The organism is Bifidobacterium adolescentis ATCC 15703, from assembly GCF_000010425.1.
GTDB lineage: Bacteria > Actinomycetota > Actinomycetes > Actinomycetales > Bifidobacteriaceae > Bifidobacterium > Bifidobacterium adolescentis.
The window spans coordinates 138,052-156,240 of the sequence record NC_008618.1 but is presented as its reverse complement, the minus strand read 5'-3'; the positions used below and the strand labels follow the sequence as shown (position 1 = coordinate 156,240).

The 18,189-nt window shown below is 59.1% G+C and carries 13 protein-coding genes and 1 tRNA gene; 7 read left to right on the top strand and 7 right to left on the bottom strand.

Features of this window, described 5'->3' with window-relative positions; genetic code table 11:
• Positions 1-40: 40 nt before the first annotated feature.
• Positions 41-934, top strand: a complete 894-nt coding sequence (locus tag BAD_RS00590; RefSeq protein WP_011742655.1) for a TetR/AcrR family transcriptional regulator — start codon at positions 41-43, stop codon at positions 932-934.
• Between the two features lie 183 nt (positions 935-1,117).
• On the top strand, positions 1,118-2,149 hold the full coding sequence (locus BAD_RS00585; protein ID WP_011742654.1) for a glycosyltransferase family 2 protein: 1,032 nt from the start codon (positions 1,118-1,120) through the stop codon (positions 2,147-2,149).
• Between the two features lie 143 nt (positions 2,150-2,292).
• Here BAD_RS00585 and BAD_RS00580 read toward each other — a convergent pair whose 3' ends face one another.
• Positions 2,293-3,798 (bottom strand): C69 family dipeptidase, encoded by a 1,506-nt coding sequence (locus tag BAD_RS00580; RefSeq protein WP_011742653.1) that lies wholly within the window; start codon positions 3,796-3,798, stop codon positions 2,293-2,295.
• 103 nt (positions 3,799-3,901) lie between these two features.
• Between BAD_RS00580 and BAD_RS00575 the strand changes: the two genes are divergently transcribed.
• Positions 3,902-3,974, top strand: a tRNA-Lys gene (locus tag BAD_RS00575).
• Between the two features lie 539 nt (positions 3,975-4,513).
• Positions 4,514-4,750: a glutaredoxin family protein gene (locus tag BAD_RS00570; protein ID WP_003807419.1), complete on the top strand. Its 237-nt coding sequence runs from the start codon at positions 4,514-4,516 to the stop codon at positions 4,748-4,750.
• 215 nt (positions 4,751-4,965) lie between these two features.
• On the opposite strand, the gene BAD_RS00565 is transcribed toward BAD_RS00570, so the two are convergent.
• A complete protein-coding gene (locus tag BAD_RS00565; RefSeq protein WP_011742652.1) occupies positions 4,966-6,270 on the bottom strand; it encodes a putative ABC transporter permease in 1,305 nt (434 codons plus the stop codon).
• 462 nt (positions 6,271-6,732) lie between these two features.
• Between BAD_RS00565 and BAD_RS00560 the strand changes: the two genes are divergently transcribed.
• Genes BAD_RS00560 through BAD_RS00550 form a run of 3 tightly spaced genes read left to right on the top strand, consistent with a single transcriptional unit; the run spans position 6,733 to position 12,430 of the window.
• Positions 6,733-9,561: a YhgE/Pip domain-containing protein gene (locus BAD_RS00560; RefSeq protein WP_011742651.1), complete on the top strand. Its 2,829-nt coding sequence runs from the start codon at positions 6,733-6,735 to the stop codon at positions 9,559-9,561.
• Entirely contained in the window at positions 9,558-11,753 is a 2,196-nt protein-coding gene (locus BAD_RS00555; RefSeq protein WP_011742650.1) for a YhgE/Pip domain-containing protein, read from the top strand. Before BAD_RS00560 ends, BAD_RS00555 begins: the two co-directional genes overlap by 4 nt.
• Positions 11,750-12,430: a TetR/AcrR family transcriptional regulator gene (locus BAD_RS00550; RefSeq protein WP_050731438.1), complete on the top strand. Its 681-nt coding sequence runs from the start codon at positions 11,750-11,752 to the stop codon at positions 12,428-12,430. The genes BAD_RS00555 and BAD_RS00550 overlap by 4 nt, the downstream gene beginning before the upstream one ends.
• A 64-nt stretch (positions 12,431-12,494) precedes the next feature.
• Here the strand turns inward: BAD_RS00550 and BAD_RS00545 are convergent, their stop codons facing one another.
• From BAD_RS00545 to BAD_RS00525, 5 genes are read right to left on the bottom strand one after another with little or no spacing between them, the layout of a single operon-like run.
• A complete protein-coding gene (locus BAD_RS00545) occupies positions 12,495-13,052 on the bottom strand; it encodes an FMN-binding protein (RefSeq protein ID WP_011742648.1) in 558 nt (185 codons plus the stop codon).
• A complete protein-coding gene (locus tag BAD_RS00540) occupies positions 13,049-13,924 on the bottom strand; it encodes an ABC transporter ATP-binding protein (protein ID WP_011742647.1) in 876 nt (291 codons plus the stop codon). Before BAD_RS00540 ends, BAD_RS00545 begins: the two co-directional genes overlap by 4 nt.
• A gap of 17 nt (positions 13,925-13,941) precedes the next feature.
• A complete protein-coding gene (locus BAD_RS00535) occupies positions 13,942-15,246 on the bottom strand; it encodes an ABC transporter permease (RefSeq protein ID WP_011742646.1) in 1,305 nt (434 codons plus the stop codon).
• 30 nt (positions 15,247-15,276) lie between these two features.
• Positions 15,277-16,776, bottom strand: coding sequence for an ABC transporter permease (locus tag BAD_RS00530; protein ID WP_011742645.1), 1,500 nt, complete (start codon positions 16,774-16,776; stop codon positions 15,277-15,279).
• A 25-nt stretch (positions 16,777-16,801) separates the two neighbouring features.
• Positions 16,802-18,073: a DUF2318 domain-containing protein gene (locus tag BAD_RS00525; protein ID WP_011742644.1), complete on the bottom strand. Its 1,272-nt coding sequence runs from the start codon at positions 18,071-18,073 to the stop codon at positions 16,802-16,804.
• Positions 18,074-18,189 lie beyond the last annotated feature (116 nt).

Below are 18,189 nucleotides of genomic sequence, written 5' to 3'. Positions count from 1 at the left end.
GGTCAAGGAGCTATCCACGGGACGTGAAAAACTGGACAGCATGGCTAACACATCCAGAATGACGTCGTATCAGCGGCGCGAGCAGCTCATCGAAATTGGTCGTTCGCTGTTCGCGTCGAAGGGATTCGAAGCAGTGAGCGTGGAAGAGATCGCCTCGACCGCAAAAGTGTCGAAACCCATCGTCTACGAACATTTCGGAGGAAAGGAAGGCCTGTACGCCGTGGTGGTGGACCGCGAAATGCGCGCGCTCACCGACGTTCTCATCAACGCGCTGTCCGACCCGCAGGCGCATCCGCGCCAAATCGTGGAACGCACCGCGCTTGCGCTGCTCACCTACGTGGAGGAAAACGCCGAAGGCTTCCGCGTGCTCACGCGCGATTCGCCGAAAACCGACCCGTCCAACTCGTTCAATTCGCTGCTTGGAGACATTGCCGTACGCGTCGAGGACATTCTCACCGACGCGTTCAAACGCCAGCATCTGCCGGCCAAAAGCGTGCCGTATTACGCGCAGATGCTCATCGGCATGACCGTGTACACCTGCCAATACTGGGCCGACCAACGCAAGCTCAGCAAGGAGCAGCTCGCCGCGCATATCGTGAACCTGGCATGGTATGGGCTGAGCCGCATGGAAGCCAAGCCGGAACTGCGCTACGAAAGCGAAAAGGCCGCCCGCGAGGCGGAAAAGCAGGCCGCGCGGGAAGCGAAGGCGATCGCCAAGCAGGAGAAGCAGGGCAAGAAGGCCGCGAAATCGCAGGAGAAGGCGGTTGCTGCGGGAGATGACGCGACGGACGGGACAACCGTGACGGACGGATCGCAAGCAGTAGGCAAATCGCAAGCGGCAGACGAATCAAACGAATCAGACGAGACGAACGAATCGCAAAACCCGCAAAGCCCGCACGAATCGCAAAAACAATCAACAATTGACGAAAACTGACATACCGTCACCCGAAATGACCCTAGGGGAAATTTCAGGTGCAGATTGCGTATTTCAGGGTGCCGTTTGTGTGCAAAACCGTGCCCCGGAACCGCACATGGTGCTACGTTAGTTTCGTTATGCTTTTGGCCGGAGCGGTCGGCCAGCCGCACGGCCCGACACGAGCCCGATCCGAGGAAGAATATGCAGGAGAAGAAGACGCTCACCTTCGTGGTGCCCGCGTACAACATGACGGAATACCTGGAACGGTGCGTCGAATCGTTGATCGCGTCGAAGCGCAACGACGACATCGAAGTGCTGATCGTGGATGACGGCTCGTCCGACGGCACGCTGGAGATGGCGAAGACGTTCGAGGCGCGCAATCCGGGGATCGTCCGCGCGATCCATCAAGAGAACAAAGGCCACGGCGGCGCGGTCAACACCGGCATTGCGGCGGCGAGCGGCATGTACGTGAAGGTCGTGGACGCGGACGATTGGGTCGGTCCCGAATCGCTGGAACAGGTTCTGGCCGTGCTGCGCGACGAGGTCGGCAAGGACGACCCGCTCGACATGCTCGTCACCAACTACGTGTACGACAAGGTGGGCAAGCGCAACAAGCACGTGGTGAACTTCCGTCACGCTATGGAGCCCGGCAAACGGCTCACCTGGGACGATCTAGGGCATTTCGGACTGACCGAATACATCCTCATGCACGCGCTTGTCTACCGCACGGCCGTGGTACGCGAATCGAAGATGCAGCTGCCGGAGCACACGTTCTACGTGGACTTCATCTACGCGTATCAGCCGTTCCCGTGGGTCAAGTCGCTGCAGTATCTGGACACGCCGTTCTATCACTATTTCATCGGCCGCGACGGGCAGAGCGTGCAGACGGACGTGATGATCCGACGCGTGGACCAGCTGCGGCTCGTCAACCAATGCATGGTGCACGCCACCCCCGAACGTGGTACGGTGCCAGACGGACTGTACCGCTATATGATTCATTTTCTTGCGATTGAAAGCTCCGTGGCGAGCGTATTCATGATCCTGTCGCGCGAGCCGGAGAATTACGAGAAGAAGAAGGCCATGTGGGCGGATATCGAGGCATATTCGCCGACGATTTACAAGGACGTGCGTAAGAAGGCGATGTCGCGTGCGTTGAACCTGCGCGGTTCGGCCGGCCGATTCGTGATCCGCAAGGGGTATTTCCTGGCCGAGCACGTGGTCGGGTTCAACTGATCTTCGTGCGCGAGTTTCGAAGTTCTCGCAGGTTTTGATTCCCGTATAACGTTGAGGGGCCATCGGCACGAGTCGATAGCCCCTCAACGTTTACCGAACGCGTGTTGAACGCTTATCGAACGCTTCAGCGCGCGGAATCACGCTCAGTTCCAGCGGTCGGACATGGCGAAACTGTTGTGCATAAGGTTGCTGGACGTGTATAGCACGTCGCCGAGCAGCTTCGTATTGCGCTTCCGCAGGTAGTCCGCCATCTCGTCATTGGCCGCCGCAAGACGGGCGGTGACGGACGGGGCGTCCGTTGCGCCGGCAGTCGCAAGCGCATCATCCGTACGTTCCACCAGACGGTGGCCGAAGGAACGGACATCTTCCGAGAAGCCCTCGACCGCGTTGCTGGTCTCGTAGAAGTGCGCGTCGGCGAGCGTTGCAATCAGGCGGTTCGTCCAATACAGGCAGTCCGTGGAGACTTCCGGCGTGGTGTCGCGCAGGTAGGCGGGGGTGTCGTCGACGTTCGCATAGAACGGGGCGGACGTGGTGAACGCGCCGGAACCGTACGAAATCCACATGATCGAACGGCTTTCGACGGGCGCGTACGGGCGAATCTGCATGGCCACCATGTGTCCGGTGCGGTTGATGCCGATCGGACGGTAGCGATGGCGGCTTTCCTCAGTTCCCTGCGTGCCGTACGGGTCATACGGGGTGCCTTCGAAGTGCGAACCGAGCAGGAAGTCGACATCCTCGACGGTCACGGCATTCTCCGGTTCGAGACACCATGGAATATCGTCCGATTCAGGGGTAAGGTTTTCCGCGTCGGCCGGATCGAGATAGCGGTACATGTACCAGGCGCGTGGCGTGTTGTAGATGTGGTCCTTCGCGGTGGCGGTGCCGAATACGATACGCGGGTTGCAGTGGCCGCCGTTCATGCCGCCCTGCGTACCCGCCGCGCGCCCAAGATAGTGCGTTTCGATGAATTCCTGCAGATCGGCGCTACACATGAATTCACGTGCGTCGCTGAAGGCGTCATCAAAATCGAAATAGTCGATGCCAAGCTGGTTGGGGATGATCGCGCATTTGTCGTCCGGCACGCGGCGGGCGATCCAGTGGTGGCCGCCGATGGTTTCGACGTACCAGATTTCGTCCACGTCGGAAATGATGATGCCGTTCGATTCGTACGTTCCGTACGTTTCGAGCAGTTCGGCCAGACGTTTCACGCCTTCGCGCGCGGTGTTGACGTACGGCAGCACGAGGGTGATGATGTCTTCTTCGCCGATGCCGCCTGGGGTTTCCGGCTTACCATTGGCTTCGTCGGCCGGCTGCAGTGCGACCAGCGGGTCGGCGCCGAGCACGCGCTCGTTGACGGCGATGGTTTCGGTGGCGCTCATGGCCACGTTGCGTTCGTTGACGCCAGCTTCCGCAAGGATTCCACGATTTGGAAGCACGTTCGGTACGATGCTGTACCGGCATGGATTGTCGGGAAGGTCGATTTCAACGTGGCTCAGCACACTGCGGTAGTGCCGCGGCTGCTCCTGCGGTGCGACGACTACGAATTTCTTGGGATCGTAACGTCCCGAACCAGAGTCGTCATCTCGGGCGATGATGGTCGAACCGTCGTAACTTGCTTTTTTGCCTACAAGAATTGTGGTACATGACATGGTTTCGATTGTAGGCACACCAACACTCCGAAGGCCATTTCGACGCCCGTCCGACGCCCGTGGTGGCGATTGGTCCGAATATGCTGTATACTATGTTGCTGTTGCCCCTCTAGCTCAACGGTTAGAGCAGCGTCCTTTTAAGTCGTGGGTTGTGGGTTCGAATCCCACGGGGGGCACAGGTTCGAAGTCTTGGAAGCCGATGGTTCTCAGGACTTTTTCATTTGTTTCGGGATGAGGTCTCAGCACTTCAATACGGAACGCACCATATCGCGCACCCTCTTTCGCTCACGAATCGCAATTTCGGTCGATTATTTCGCGACGTGCGCCGAAAAGTATGGAAAATAAGGCGATTTATACCCCCTACCGCACTATGCGGCACCACCTTTCGCTCACAATCGTAAGAAAACGAGCGAAATCGCAATATGTGTTCCGAAATGAATAGCGAACAGCCCGCGGGCGATTCGCGGACGGACCATACGCATGCAACCGGCGTGGCGCAATCGAGGATAATGATAGACTCGAATATATCGAACATTTGTTCGCATAGATTCGGTATTACGGGAAATTCCCCACTATATACAGTGGGCGAACGCACGAAACGCCACTACGGGTAGTGTATACTGATGAACGGCCTGCTCAGCCGGGCAAAATCGAAAAACGTGGCCGACAAGATCTTCCGCACCAAAGGAAGCCGATTGCATAGGGAGGAAAAGTAATGACCGTGACCGTCTTCACCAATCCGAACAATCCTCAATGCGAGGCCACCGAACAAGAGCTTTCCAAACTGGGAGTGCGGTACGTGGCGGTCGATTTGACGCAGAATCCGTCCACATTCGAACAGATCAAGGACGCCGGCTTCAAGCAAATTCCGGTCGTCATCTCACCGAATTCCTCATGGAGCGGACATCGCCCCGACCTCATCCGCCAGCTGGCGCAAAGCATCGCGGCGTAGGCGCGGCAACAGCAGTCAAGCATCCAGACAGCCGGAAGGCACGAATCCCAAACGGCAATAATCCGGAAGAATCAAATCCCCCGCGGCAAAACCCGCAACAAAACCCCACTGCAATCGTCCGAAATCGTTCAAAATCAGCCACCCAAAGCAAAGCGGCCAGCCGGAACATCGCCCGACCAGCCGCTTAGCAAAACCCGCAAAACGCAAAAACCAGCCTACATACGACCGGCAGTGGACGGGTCGATCTTCATGGTCTGGAATCGGTGGGCCATGAAATCGTCATTGAAATACGTGGCGAAGAACTGCGAAACGGGCGAATTCTGCGCAACCCCAGCCATGCGGGAATACCAAGCGTCAAGCGCCATCAGCGTCATCACGCCATCGACGAAAATGAGTATGAAACAGACCAGCGTCAACGAATAGCGAATCTTCCACGGAATACGCTGGATCAATCGCAACAATCGCGGCAGAATCAACTTGACCCAAATCAAGCCGAGGATACCCCAGAAGAACATGTATTTGCCGGACGTACGCCCGTCAATCGAAAGCCATTGCCCCGTGTAATCCCATGCGCGAATACCGAACGCGGCCTGCATGAACCAGCTGGTGAAATATTCGAACGCGCCACCGATCACCGCGCTTGAGCAGAAAATCAGCAACCAATTCGACTGCCACAAATGGTTGAGCAACACGGTGACGATCACCACGCCGAAGCCGTAAATCGGCGAGAACGGCCCCCACAGGAAGCCTGCGCGATCCTGGTATTCGCCGAACAGCACGAAATGGTAGATGGTCTCGATCACCAAACCGAACACACAACCGATGGCGAACAACCAGAACAAATTGAAGAAATCCAGCGAAATATAGCCCTTGCCGGTCAAATCGCGGCCAGCCATACCCTGGGAAGCGGCGTCTTCGTATGCGCTACGGGCATCCATACGTCGCAACGCGAACTGGAGACGACGTTCCTCACGCAGCGACGGATCGGCAGTGACATGCAGGGCTATGAGCACGACAAGCTGGATAGCCGGGCCGATCAAATTCACACCAAGTCCCTGCAATGCCAGCGACAGCAAGCCTTCGGCAAGGGTGAGCGGAATCATCAGATACGTCCATTGCGCGATATGCCGACGCTTGTTCATAATAAGCATCACGCCGAACACCGCCAGACACGCGGTGACGACCAGCAGCACGGCCGCGTGAACCACCGACAGAATCGCGGTGAGGCTGAGCGCATCGAACGCCACTTTGCCGGAAAACACCGCGCGAATCGAGTACAGGCACGCCAACACAATGAACGGCAGCGTCACCACGCCTTCAATAAGCATGACGATGCCGTAAATGCGAACGATTAACGGCAGACGACGGTCAGCGGGATTGCCGACTTCGCCAGTGCCCTGCTTTCCGCCTTCTTCGATAGCCGCGATTTCGGTTTCGGCGGCAATCGCCTTGATTTCTCCATCCGTCTTGCCCGCGGCGGAATCCTCGGATCGTGATTCAGATTGTGCGGTTTCGCTCATATGCCGCTCCTTCCTTCAGCCCACGCTACCAAACGTAGGCAATATCCGCCGCAAGAAAAGCGGTTCAGGTGCGATTATTGGCGGACGCGAGCAAAAGAGGGGGACGTCAGCTGGCTGCAATCGCCATTCGCACACCACCTTTCGCTCACGTCCGCAAGAAATGGCGATGTATAGCGCATCGTGAGCGAATGGGGGTATAAATACGGACGGAAAATAGCGATTTATTACCACCTTTCGCTCACGGACATACAGAAATGGCGATTTGTCACGGACGTGAGCGGAAGGGGCTACGTCAGCCGGCGATGGTTTTGCCGAGGCTTTGCCGCAGTACTCGACCCGATTTCCGTCATCCATGAAACGCGATGGCGATTGTCCAAGAGCACGGTATACGATACGAACCGCGTAGCGCTACGGAACACGTATCGCCATATAAGGGAATTGATTCGCCAAACCGGAGAGACAATGCACAACGTACTGCAGATCCTGCGCCGTGACTTCAAACGATTGGTCACCGTACCCGCCGCGTGGGTGATTATGATCGGCCTGATTCTCATTCCCCCGCTATACGCATGGTTCAACATCTACGGGTTCTGGAATCCCTATGGCAACACGGACAGCATCAAAGTGGCCGTGGCCAACATGGACGAAGGCACAGACAACGCGCTGCTTGGCAAAGTCAATCTCGGCGATCAAATCGAAGGCACGCTGAAGAGCAACGACCAGCTCGGCTGGGAGTTCATGGGCAAAGCCAATGCGATGGAAGCGGTGGAGTCGGGCGACTGCTACGCCGCAATCGTCATCCCTTCCGACTTCAGCGAAGATCTGGCCAACGTCGTCACCAACAGCAAGCATCGCCCCACGCTCGAATATTACGTGAACGAGAAGGCGAGTCCGATTTCGCCGAAAATCACCGACCAAGGCGCGACCGTGGTCGACCGCACCGTCAACAACACCTTCGTCTCCACCGTCAGCGACGTGCTCGTCAAAGCCGTCAACTCGGCCAACGGCACCATCAGCGGCAACACCAACGCCATCGCCAACGAAACCATCGGCGAACTCGACAACACCAAGCGGAACGTAGGCACGATCCGCTCCGCAATCGCGGATTTCGACACCCAGTTAGCCAATGTGCCACAGCAGACAAAAGCAGCACGCAATGCCCTGAACGACGTGCAGCTGGCCGCGGCGAGCGCAGGCAGAGGACTAGCAGGCGCATCCACCGCCATCGGCACAGCGCAAACCCAGCTCAACACGCTTTCGTCCAACGCCAACAGCGCGCTGGAAACCGGATCCGGACTTGTTTCCCAAGCGACGGCGCAATCCACAGCCAGCATCAACCAGATCTCGTCGGCGGTATCCGCGGCAAGTGGATCGGCGCAGCAGGCGGTGACCGGCATGCAAAACATCACCGACAGCAATGCGAAACTGCTCGAGAAGCTCAAATCCGCCAGCGACAACGCGCAATACCAGCAAATCATCAGCAAACTGGAGAATACCAACAACACGGCAGCCGGAACACTCGCCGACCTCAAAACCCTGAGCGAGAACACACAGGACACAGCCGGCAGCGTATCCAAACTGTCCACCGATTTCAACATAGGCACGCAGAACTCGCTCAAAAGCGCAGGCACGGCGCGCAACGCCATCAATTCAGGCGCACTGCCGCGACTGAATTCCGCGCTGGGCTCGCTGGCTGGGACGGCCGGAACACTTGCCGGCACCGTGACCAGCCAGGACAGCGTGGTCAGGCAAACCAACATCGTGCTCGACCAACTCGACCAAGTGGCGTCAGACGCCCGCATCGGCCTTGAGCAAACCGACCAGCAGCTGGCGAAGATGGAGACGAAGCTCACCACCGTCAGCACCGACCTGAAGGCGCTGGGCACTACGGATCTGCTCGCATCGTTGACCGGCAGCGGTTCGCTTGACGCGGATAAGATCGCCTCGTTCATGGAGTCCCCGACCGTAATCGACACGAAGAACGTGTATCCCGTCAACTCCTACGGCTCCGGCATGGCTCCGCTGATGACCAATCTGGCACTGTGGGTGGGCGCGTTCGCCTTTGTGGTGATCTACAAAGTGGAGGTGGACGACGAGGGGCTTGAGGGTCTCGATCCGACCGCAACCGAAAAGTATCTGGCCCGATACCTGTTGCTCGGCACGATGGGCGTCATTCAAGGCGCGATCTGCACCGTTGGCGATCTGATACTCGGCGTACAGACGGCTTGCGCGCCACTGTTCATACTGACCGGCATGATCACATCGCTGGTATATCTGAGCATCACGTACGCGCTGTCCACCACGTTCATGCACATCGGCAAGGGCCTGTGCGTGGCGTTGGTGATCGTGCAGATTCCAGGCGCTTCCGGCCTGTATCCGATCGAGATGATGCCGAAGTTCTTCCGCATGGTCTATCCGTTCGTGCCATTCAGCTATTCGATAGACGCATTCCGCGAGACCATCGCCGGCTTCTACGACGGCCATTGGATCAAGGCGATCGGCACGCTGCTGCTGTTTGCCGCCATGGCGTTCGTCATCGGTCTGGTGGTCCGTCCTCTGTTGGTCAACCTCAACCGACTCTTCGCCCGCGAAATCAAGGAAAGCGACATGATTATCGGCGAGGAAGTGGAGCTTCCGGAACGCGGATACAACATGTCCCAAGCCATTCAGGTGCTGGCCGACAAAGGCGGTTACCGCGAGGTGATCGAGGAACGCGCAAGTCGGTTCGCGGAACTGTACCCGAAACTCAAGCGCGGAGCTCTGGTGATCGGATTCGTAGTTCCGGTAACTCTGGCGGCGGTGTTCTCGTTCACCAACGGAGAGAAAGTGGTGGTACTGGCCACGTGGGTCGTCTGGATTCTGCTCATCATGGGCTTCCTCATGGTCATCGAATACATGCGCGATAATCTGAACCGTCAAGTGGAGCTCGGCCATTTGAGCGATGAATCGATCCAATCCATGCTGGTGGAGCGCCAAGCGGCACGCATCCGTCGCAAAAAGCGGGCGCAACAGGAACGGCGGAACAGACTGCTGCGCAAAACGCGGAGACGCACCAGCGGCAAACGCACGACATCCGATAATCGCAATACCAGCGTCATCAAAGAAACGACGGAAAACGTGACGGGCGTCAACCACAATGAAGATGACGGAATCGCCATACTGGTGCAGAAAATGCAGACGACCGGTCCAAGCGCCGCCGCGAACGATGCCGCCACGGACACCACCGAGACTACCGAGACCGCCGAGACAACCGAGACAACCGAAAACACCGAGGAAAGGAGCAACGCATGAAAACCATCTGGAAACTGTTCGTCGGCGACATCCGGCGAATCACCAGCAACGTCGTCTCCATCATCATCGTCATCGGACTCGTTGTGATCCCCGGCATCTTCACATGGTTCAACGTGGCCGCCAGCTGGGACCCGTTCGCCAATACCGGCAATCTGAAATTCGCCGTAGCCAATGAGGACGACGGATACCGGTCCGACCTCATTCCAGTGAAGATCAACATCGGCGACCAAGTGGTTAACACGCTGCGTTCCAACGATCAGCTCGACTGGACCTTCACCACCAAAAAAGAAGCCATCAACGGCACCAAATCCGGCGAATATTACGCAGCTGTGGTGATTCCGAAGAACTTCAGCACCCGTATGATGACGTTCTTCGCATCCGATGGCGACCACGCCGAAATCGCCTACTACAACAATGAAAAGAAGAACGCCTTGGCTCCGAAGATCACAGGCCAAGGCGCCGATACGGTCAGCGCGCAGGTCAACGAGACGTTCTCCGAAACACTGACCAGCACCGCGCTGAGTGTGGCATCGCAACTCGCCAACCAACTCGACAAGCCAGCCGCGCAGGAACAACTCACGCAGTTCAACGGCAATATCAGCGACTTCGCGGAAACGCTCACCGACGCTTCCGGAACGCTCCGCACGTTCAGCACGCTGACACAAAGCGCACGGCATCTGCTTGAGTCCTCCGACGGTCTGATCGCCAATGTCAGCGGCAATGCGAAAAGCGCAGGAACAACACTCAAGCAAGCCGGCAGCGGCGTGGAGGATCTGACGGGCGCGTTGAAGACCGGCACCACCGCGCTGGGCACGGCTCTGACTGATTCCGCCAACAGCTTCACAGCCATGGAAGCAGATGTGGACAGCCTATTCGGCAATGCGGGCACGCAGGCCGGCAACACCGCCAACGCATTACGCAACCAGGCCACGAACATCAGCAAGCAGGCGCAAAGCTACCAGCAGATCTATGATTCGCTCGACGCGCTCAGCGCAAACGAAAAGCTGCCGGAAGCGGTGAGGAACGCCATCGACCATCTCAAAACCAACGTCGGCACCACCATCACACAGCTCAACGACCTAGCATCGGCGCTGAATGGCAGCGCCGACAACATCGACGCCAAAGTAAGCGATACCACGGCCGAACGTGCGGAGATCAAGAAACTGGCGCAGCAGGCGGCAACGTCCGTCAGTGGCATCAAAACCGACTATGAGAGCCAACTGAAACCGCAACTTGACGATATCGCCACGTCCATTACCAGCACCACCACCGCGCTCAATGCCACAGCGGCCGATCTGAAAGGCGCGCTGGGCAATCTGAACGGCACCACCAAGACCGCGGATAAGAATCTGACCGCCATCAGCAGCGTGTTGGATTCCACCGCCGATAGTCTGGCCGGCGCGGGCAAAAAACTGGGCGCATTCACAGGAACATTGACCGATGCGCTGAACAGCGGCGATATGAGCGCCGTCAAAGATGTGCTCAGCGATAATACCGACTCGTTGGCCGCCGCGCTTGCAGCCCCTGTAAAAGTGAAACGCAACGCGGTGTTCCCAGTCAAGAATTTCGGTTCGCAGATGGCACCGTTCTACACGATCCTGCCACTGTGGGTCGGTTCGCTGCTCATGGCAGTGACGCTCAAGACCACCGTCTCGCGTAAGGTGCGCAAGGAACTCGGCGACCCGAAACCGCATCAGCTGTTTCTCGGACATTACGGTGTGTTCGGCGTGATCGGACTATTGCAGAGCACGTTCTCCTTGGGAGGCAGTCTGCTGTTCCTCCATGTCCAGGCGGTGCATCCGCTGCTGTTCATGCTGTCCGGCTGGGTGAGCAGCCTAGTGTTCTCGTTCTTCACCTACACGCTCGTGGCCAGCTTCGGCAACGTCGGCAAAGCCATCGGCGTGCTGTTTCTCGTCATGCAGATCTCCGGAGCGAACGGCGCATATCCGCTGGCCGTGCTGCCGAAAATCATCAGCGGCATCAGCCCGTTCCTGCCTGCGACGCATTCAATCACAGCAATGCGCGCGGCGATCGGCGGAATCTACAGTAACGATTACTGGTTTGCGATTGGCGCGCTACTGCTGTTCATTCCGCCGCTGCTGCTGATAGGTCTGCTACTGCGCATTCCACTGGTCAAGTTCAACCATTGGTACGTAAGCAAGCTGGAAAGCACGAAAGTGATCGCGGCATGATGGGCGGAACCACGCAAGAGGGCACGCGGAAGACGGTGCAAAAAACCACGCAGGAAGACGTCGGCACAGTACGTGGCCGACGTGAGCGATTACGGGAGCAAACCGACCGCAAAATCATGAAAGCCACATTGGGGATAGTGATTTCCGATGGTATCGGAGCGGTGACCATCGAAGAGGTCGCACGACGTTCAGGGGTAGCAAAGACCACAATCTACCGACGCTACCGAAACGCCGACGATTTATTGCAACGCATCCAACCGGAAGTTGCCGGACTACCGAATTTCAACGATTTGAAGCCGTCGCGGAGCGGACTGGCCACCATGCTGCGACGCATCCAGAACTGCTTCGACAGCGAACTCGGATTGAAAGCCGTGGGCGTGGTGCTGTCTTCCGACAACGCCACGCTGAAGGCGATCGCAGCACAAGTTCTAGCGCCGGCCGAAGAACGGTTCGTGGGGTTCATGGAACGTGGCATCGCCGACGGAGTGTTTCAAAACCGTTTGGACTACACGTTCCTGTTCAGCACGGTGCTGGGTTCCATGCTGGCTTGCAAAGCGTTGGCGGGGCAGGAAGCCGGAGGGGAACGGCAATCCGGCAAGGAACGCAAGTCTGATTCCTGGGCCGAGAACATGGCCACGTTGCTCTGGCCGAACGTATGCGCCGAATCCGCACGGTAACCACAGGAAAACCGTCCGCACCGACGCAAGACGGGCATGCCGTGTCGGTTTCAGAAGGAATGGGCTATTGGATTGACGCTTCCTGACGCGCCACTTCCAACGCCTTGTTGAAGGCTTCGGAGGTCCAGCTGGCACCGGCGAGCTTGTCGACTTTAAGGTCCTTCAACGGCTTGCCGACCACCGCGTCCGGCACGGCTTTGGCGAAGTCGTTCTGATGCTTTTTGGAGATGGACGTGAACGGATGGCCGACGATGTTCACGGCCGTCACGTTCTGGTCTTTGACGGTCAGTTGCACGTCGATGGTGTCCTCGCCGACCGGCCCGTACTGGCCGTTGATCGAGTAGTCGCCATCCGCGTAGTTGCCGGTGTCCTGCTTGCTGGACGTCGTGGAATTCGCGTCATCGGCATGGTTTTTGGTGGTGGCGTCGCCGCCGGCCGTATTGTCAGCCGCCTTGCCGTCGGTTTTCGACTTATTTTCCTGCGATTGCACGCTTTCGCCGGAATTGCCGGCGTATTCGTCGTCCATCGGCGTGGCTTTCGGTTCGCCGCATGCCGACAACAGCGCGATGCTCGCCGCGGATAGCGCGATGACTTTGACTGCGTTCGATTGTGCGGTGCTCATGCCTGCTCCCCTTTCATGACGTCGGGCTCTACGTCCGTATCGTCGGCAACGCCAGCCGCAACGGCAACGTTGGCCGCGTCCGTATCTCCGGTTTTTGCGGCCTTCGTAGGGTCGGCGAACAAAATCGCAATACCCCCGTTCTGTGCGCCTTCCTCGGCGGAACCGGTGTGCGCAGGCTTGCCGCCGGCCGCTTCGTACGCGCGTTTCGCATCCTCGTCGTTCCACTGTTCGCCGACGAGCACGCCGTGGTTGAGCATGATTTCGCGTTGCGCGCAGGAGGCGACGAGCGCATCGTGCGTCACGACGATGATCGTAGTGCCCTGCTCGTGCAGCTGACGGAACAGGTCGAGCACGATCTTCTCATTCCTCTCATCGAGATTGCCGGTCGGCTCGTCGGCGAGAATCAGCTTCGGGCAGTTGATGAGCGCGCGGGCGATGCACACGCGCTGCTGCTCACCGCCGGACAGCTGGCCGGGCAGGTGATGCGCACGCTCCTTCAACCCCACTCGTTCCAGCGCTTCCATCGCCTGCTTCTCGTCGACCACGGAATGGTAGTATTGCGCCACCATCACGTTCTCCACCGCCGTCAGATGCGGCACGAGGTAAAACTTCTGGAACACGAGTCCGATCATGTTCTTGCGCACATCGGCGAGCTGGCGGGCGTTCAGATCCTCCAGCCGGCGGCCTTCGAGCATGACGGAACCCTTCGACGGCGTATCCATGCAGCCGATCATGTTCATCAGCGTGGTTTTGCCGGAACCGGACGAGCCGACAATCGCCAGCCATTGCCCTTGCGGAACGGTCAGACTCAGGTCGTCGACGGCGTGCAGATCGCCGTAAATCTTGGAAATGTGGTCGAGTTCCAGCAGCATATGTTCGTTGTCCATGATTATTCCTCCCTCAAAACGATGGTGGGGTCGATACGGGTGGCGCGGCGGACCGGCGGAATGGAGGCGATGACGGCGATCGCCACGCTCAGCAGCAGCGATCCGGCGCCGAGCAGCCAGTCGAAGCCGATCGCGCGACCGAAGACGGTGGCGCACAGCACACGCGCCAGCACATAGCCGATAGCAGTGCCGAGCAGACCGCCGATCAAGCCGTAGATGCCGGATTCCACGTAGAATTCGACGCCGATGGCGCGTGAATCGGCGCCGAGGGCTTTGCGCAGGCCGATTTCGTTGCGACGCTGGCTCACGATGGAGCTGATGGTGGTGCCCACTCCGACGAGCGTCAGCACGAGCACGACGAGCGAGACAATCCAGAACAGGGTCTGCAGCATGGCGATGATGCGGGTGTCGGACGAGGTGATTTTGGTGACGGTCTGCGCTTTGACGGCAGTGTTTGTATTTTTGTTGATTCTGTTGACGATGGCGTTCAGCTCATCCCCCATGGCGTTCACCGAGTATTCGACCACGTCGGCGCCGCGCTCGTGGCCCGCAAGTTTGGACACGTCCGCGGTAGTGGCGTAGATGATGGAATCCTCGTTGCCGCCGGTATCGACGATGCCAGCGATACGGAATTCGGTGCCGTTGTTATCCATGATGTCGGACGAGACGCGGCCGTTTTCCGTGGCTTGCGTGGTCTGTTCGCCTTGCGTAGTTTGCGTACTCTGCGTGCCCTGCGCGGACGATTCTGCCGTTTCAGTTGATTCGTCCGAATCGGATTTTGCGGACGCGGAAGAAGACGCTGAAGCAGACGCGTCGGCGGCGCGGTAGCCGATGGTGACGCGGCTGCCGACCTTCACGCCGAGCGCGTCGGCAACGTCGCGGCCGACCATCACGTTGCCCGAGCCGGGCCAGTCGCCCGTCACGTTCCAATGGCGATTGAGCGCGCGGACGGCTTTCACGTCCACGCCGGCGATGGTGTACGGCGCGGAATTGATGCGCACGCTCTCATACCGGTATGCGGCTGATTTCACGCTGTGTCCGGCGCCGATGAGCGCCGTCACGTTGCGTACGGTTGCGGTATCGATGCCTTGCGATTTGCCCGTTGCGGACGCGGGCGTGACGATCAGGTTCGCGCCGTACGCGCGCATTTCCTCGTTCATCTGCTGCGGCACCGCGACGCACACGGATGCAAGGCAGAACAGCGTGGCCGCGCCGACGAGCGACGCAATCACGGCCATCATCGCACGGGAGCGACGGCGGAACACCGCGCCCCACAGCATAGTGAAGAACATCTTGCGATTCGTCATCGCACACCCCCTACGAAAGCCAAGCACAACTCACCTACCATGCAGCACCTCCGCCGGACGCAAGCCCAGAATCGCCCGAATCGACGAAAGCGAGGCCACGAGCACAGTGACCGCCAGCAACACGAAAACCAACACGAACACCATCGGACGCATGGTGATGCCCGAGCCGAACACCACGTGCCCCACGATCTGTGCAACGCCCGAGCCAAGCAGCGCGCCGGCAATCGCACCAACCAGCGAAATCACCGCCGTTTCGGCGAGCATAAGGCGCGAAACCGCGCCGTCCGTGGCACCGATCGCCTTCAACAGCGCCAATTCCGAACCGCGTTCGCCAATCGACGCGGCCATCAGGTTCGCCACGGCGATCGCGGCGGCAACCAGCAACAGCACGGTCATCAGCACCATCACCGCCTGCGTCTTGTTCAGCACATCGCCCTGCAGCGCGGCCACCTGGCGCACCTGCTTGGCCACCGCGCCCGGCAGCACCTCTTCGATCTGGTACGCGATCGACGACGGATACGCGGTGCAATACCACGTCTCCCACTCGTCCTGCGTGAGCGCGTTCGGATTCTTCGACGCCTTGCGCGCGAGGTCGTTGTCGGGCGTGGTGAGCGCCTTGACTTCAATCTTGTCGATGGAATTCGGCAGATTCGCAAGCGTTTGCGTGGCGATGGACGGCATATAAATGGCGCTGTTGTCGGAATCGCCCGAATCGAAGATGCCGACGATTTTCACTTTCACGCGATTGCGTTCGGTGGAGGATTTGCCGGTTTTCCCGGTACCTCCGTTCGTATTGTCGTCCGCACCGACGGCGATCGTCTTGTCGAGCGTAACGCTGTCACCGACGTTCACGCCCAGTTTCGCGGCGAGCGCGCTGCCGACCATCGCCTGCTCGCTGTCGTCTTTCGGCCAGGTTCCGTTGATTTTCCACCATGAGCGCATGCCGTTCATGCCGGCCACGGTGGACTCGCCGGAGTCCATGTGCAGGGTTTTCGCGAACCACGTGCCCACGATCGGCACGTTGGTCGCCTTGCATTTCGCCGCGGAAGCAGCCGCACCTGACGCACCAGCCGTTCCAGCAGAGCCAGCCGAACTAGCCCCCGAACCGACACACCCCGCATCCGCGTGGATGTTCAATTCCGGCGCGAAATTGGTGATGTTGAACGCCCAGAAGATGGTCTTGATCTTCTGCGCGTCCGACTCCTTCAGAAACGCGGTCGGGTCGGCACTGTCCGCCGCAGCCGAGCCGTCGGAAGTGGAACCCCCGTCCGAACCGGACGAACTACCCGAAGCCGAGCCAGCAGAATCGCCGGTATTGTACAAATCGCTCACCACAGCGTCGGACTTCGGCTGCACGACGATATTCGAACCATACGTGCTCAGCTCCGCGTTGAGCTTGTCGCCCACGTCGAACACCACGCCGAGCATGGCCACGCTGACGGTGGCGGACAGGCACACGGTGACGGCGATGAGCAGACGGCGTTTGAACTGCCGGCTGAACGAGCGAGAGATCATTTTCAGGAAGAACATGGCACCCCCTTACCTTTCTCGGCGCTCACTGGAAATGGCTCGACAGCGCGTCGAGCGTGGACGTTTGGATGACGATTTTGCCTGGCTTGACCTGGTAGTCGAACGGTATCGGGTTGCAGCCGCCTTTGAAGCCGATGGTGGCGAGGTTGATGGCCACATCGCACTTCTTGCAGATGATTTTGCCGTCCTTCTCGTAGTAGCCGGCGTCGCCGCAGTTGTCGCACGCGTCGAGGCCGACGCCGTACGCGCCGCCGTTCTTCTTGATGATGATGAATCGCATGGAGGTGCCGTCCTTCGCGCGGTATTCGAAGCGGTGCAGATGGCCGTCGGAAATCTGGCTGAATTTGATGGTGGCCACGCCGTCGGCGAGCGAGTAGTCTTCCGGCGGCGACAGCGTGACGACTTTCTGCGTTTGCGCGACGCCGTACGTCAGGGCCACGGTGACGCAGATCATGGCGACCAGGCTGAACGCGCCGGCCGCTTTCGCGCGGCGGCGGAATGCGATATGCGTGCGTGCGATCGCCTCGTTGGCGCCGGTCGGCTTGACTTTGAAGCCCATGACGATGCTGGCGATTGCCGGAATGGCGAAGACGAGCGCCATTGCGATGGTCAGGCTGCGCTGATGGTTGATGCCCCACACGAGCGCGAGGAAGGCGGCGGTCGGGAAGCTGACGATGCGTTTGGATTGGAGGATCTGCGCAAGGTCGGTGAAATGCTGTGCGAACAACAGCGCGACCAACAGCAGCACCGCCGTCGTGAACGACCAGCGGACGGCGGTGGAACGCATCGTGCGGAAGATAAGCGCGGCGATGATTGCGACGGCCGCGCCCAAAGCGAAGCCGAGCGCGCGCAACAGCATGTCGGAAGTGAAGATGGGATCGCCCGGCTCGACGAAGATCGTCAGTCGCAGAATCACGTCGGGCAGCGCACGAAAGGTGGTGGCCGCGATCGCAAGCGCCGCAACGAGATTCGCGATGTCGAGCAGCGCGCGGTGGTTGTGCCAGTCGGCGGTGATGCGGCAGGCGAACAGGACGATGACGAACACGGCCACGTCGAGGATCACGCAGCACCACAGGGTCGGATAGTTGACGAACGTGCGTTGCGTGATGACGGCGGTGGCGCGCAGCGCGGCGAATACGACTGCGCCGGCGAATCCAACAACGAAACCGGCCAGCCGCCAGTACGCGCTCAGAGGCTTGTCACGCCCCTCACCGACGGTGAGCATGACGCTCAACGCCATGACGAGCAGCGCCGGCGCCAACACCCCCTGCAACACCGTCACAAACTGCAGCAGCATCCCAAAATCCTTTCATCCAAAAACCCAACTCAAAGAGCCCAACGATTCCCATTCCGCCCCATCCCAAAGAGTCCCACCCCTCTCATCCCTCCCCTAAAATGCGAGGATTTCCCGGA

Bases quoted from the DNA above. Each gene is read 5' to 3' on its own strand.
- BAD_RS00590 (WP_011742655.1), top strand. From the start codon at position 41: ATGGCTAACACATCCAGAATGACGTCGTATCAGCGGCGCGAGCAGCTC.
- BAD_RS00585 (WP_011742654.1), top strand. From the start codon at position 1,118: ATGCAGGAGAAGAAGACGCTCACCTTCGTGGTGCCCGCGTACAACATG.
- BAD_RS00580 (WP_011742653.1), bottom strand. From the start codon at position 3,798: ATGTCATGTACCACAATTCTTGTAGGCAAAAAAGCAAGTTACGACGGT.
- BAD_RS00570 (WP_003807419.1), top strand. From the start codon at position 4,514: ATGACCGTGACCGTCTTCACCAATCCGAACAATCCTCAATGCGAGGCC.
- BAD_RS00565 (WP_011742652.1), bottom strand. From the start codon at position 6,270: ATGAGCGAAACCGCACAATCTGAATCACGATCCGAGGATTCCGCCGCG.
- BAD_RS00560 (WP_011742651.1), top strand. From the start codon at position 6,733: ATGCACAACGTACTGCAGATCCTGCGCCGTGACTTCAAACGATTGGTC.
- BAD_RS00555 (WP_011742650.1), top strand. From the start codon at position 9,558: ATGAAAACCATCTGGAAACTGTTCGTCGGCGACATCCGGCGAATCACC.
- BAD_RS00550 (WP_050731438.1), top strand. From the start codon at position 11,750: ATGATGGGCGGAACCACGCAAGAGGGCACGCGGAAGACGGTGCAAAAA.
- BAD_RS00545 (WP_011742648.1), bottom strand. From the start codon at position 13,052: ATGAGCACCGCACAATCGAACGCAGTCAAAGTCATCGCGCTATCCGCG.
- BAD_RS00540 (WP_011742647.1), bottom strand. From the start codon at position 13,924: ATGCTGCTGGAACTCGACCACATTTCCAAGATTTACGGCGATCTGCAC.
- BAD_RS00535 (WP_011742646.1), bottom strand. From the start codon at position 15,246: ATGACGAATCGCAAGATGTTCTTCACTATGCTGTGGGGCGCGGTGTTC.
- BAD_RS00530 (WP_011742645.1), bottom strand. From the start codon at position 16,776: ATGTTCTTCCTGAAAATGATCTCTCGCTCGTTCAGCCGGCAGTTCAAA.
- BAD_RS00525 (WP_011742644.1), bottom strand. From the start codon at position 18,073: ATGCTGCTGCAGTTTGTGACGGTGTTGCAGGGGGTGTTGGCGCCGGCG.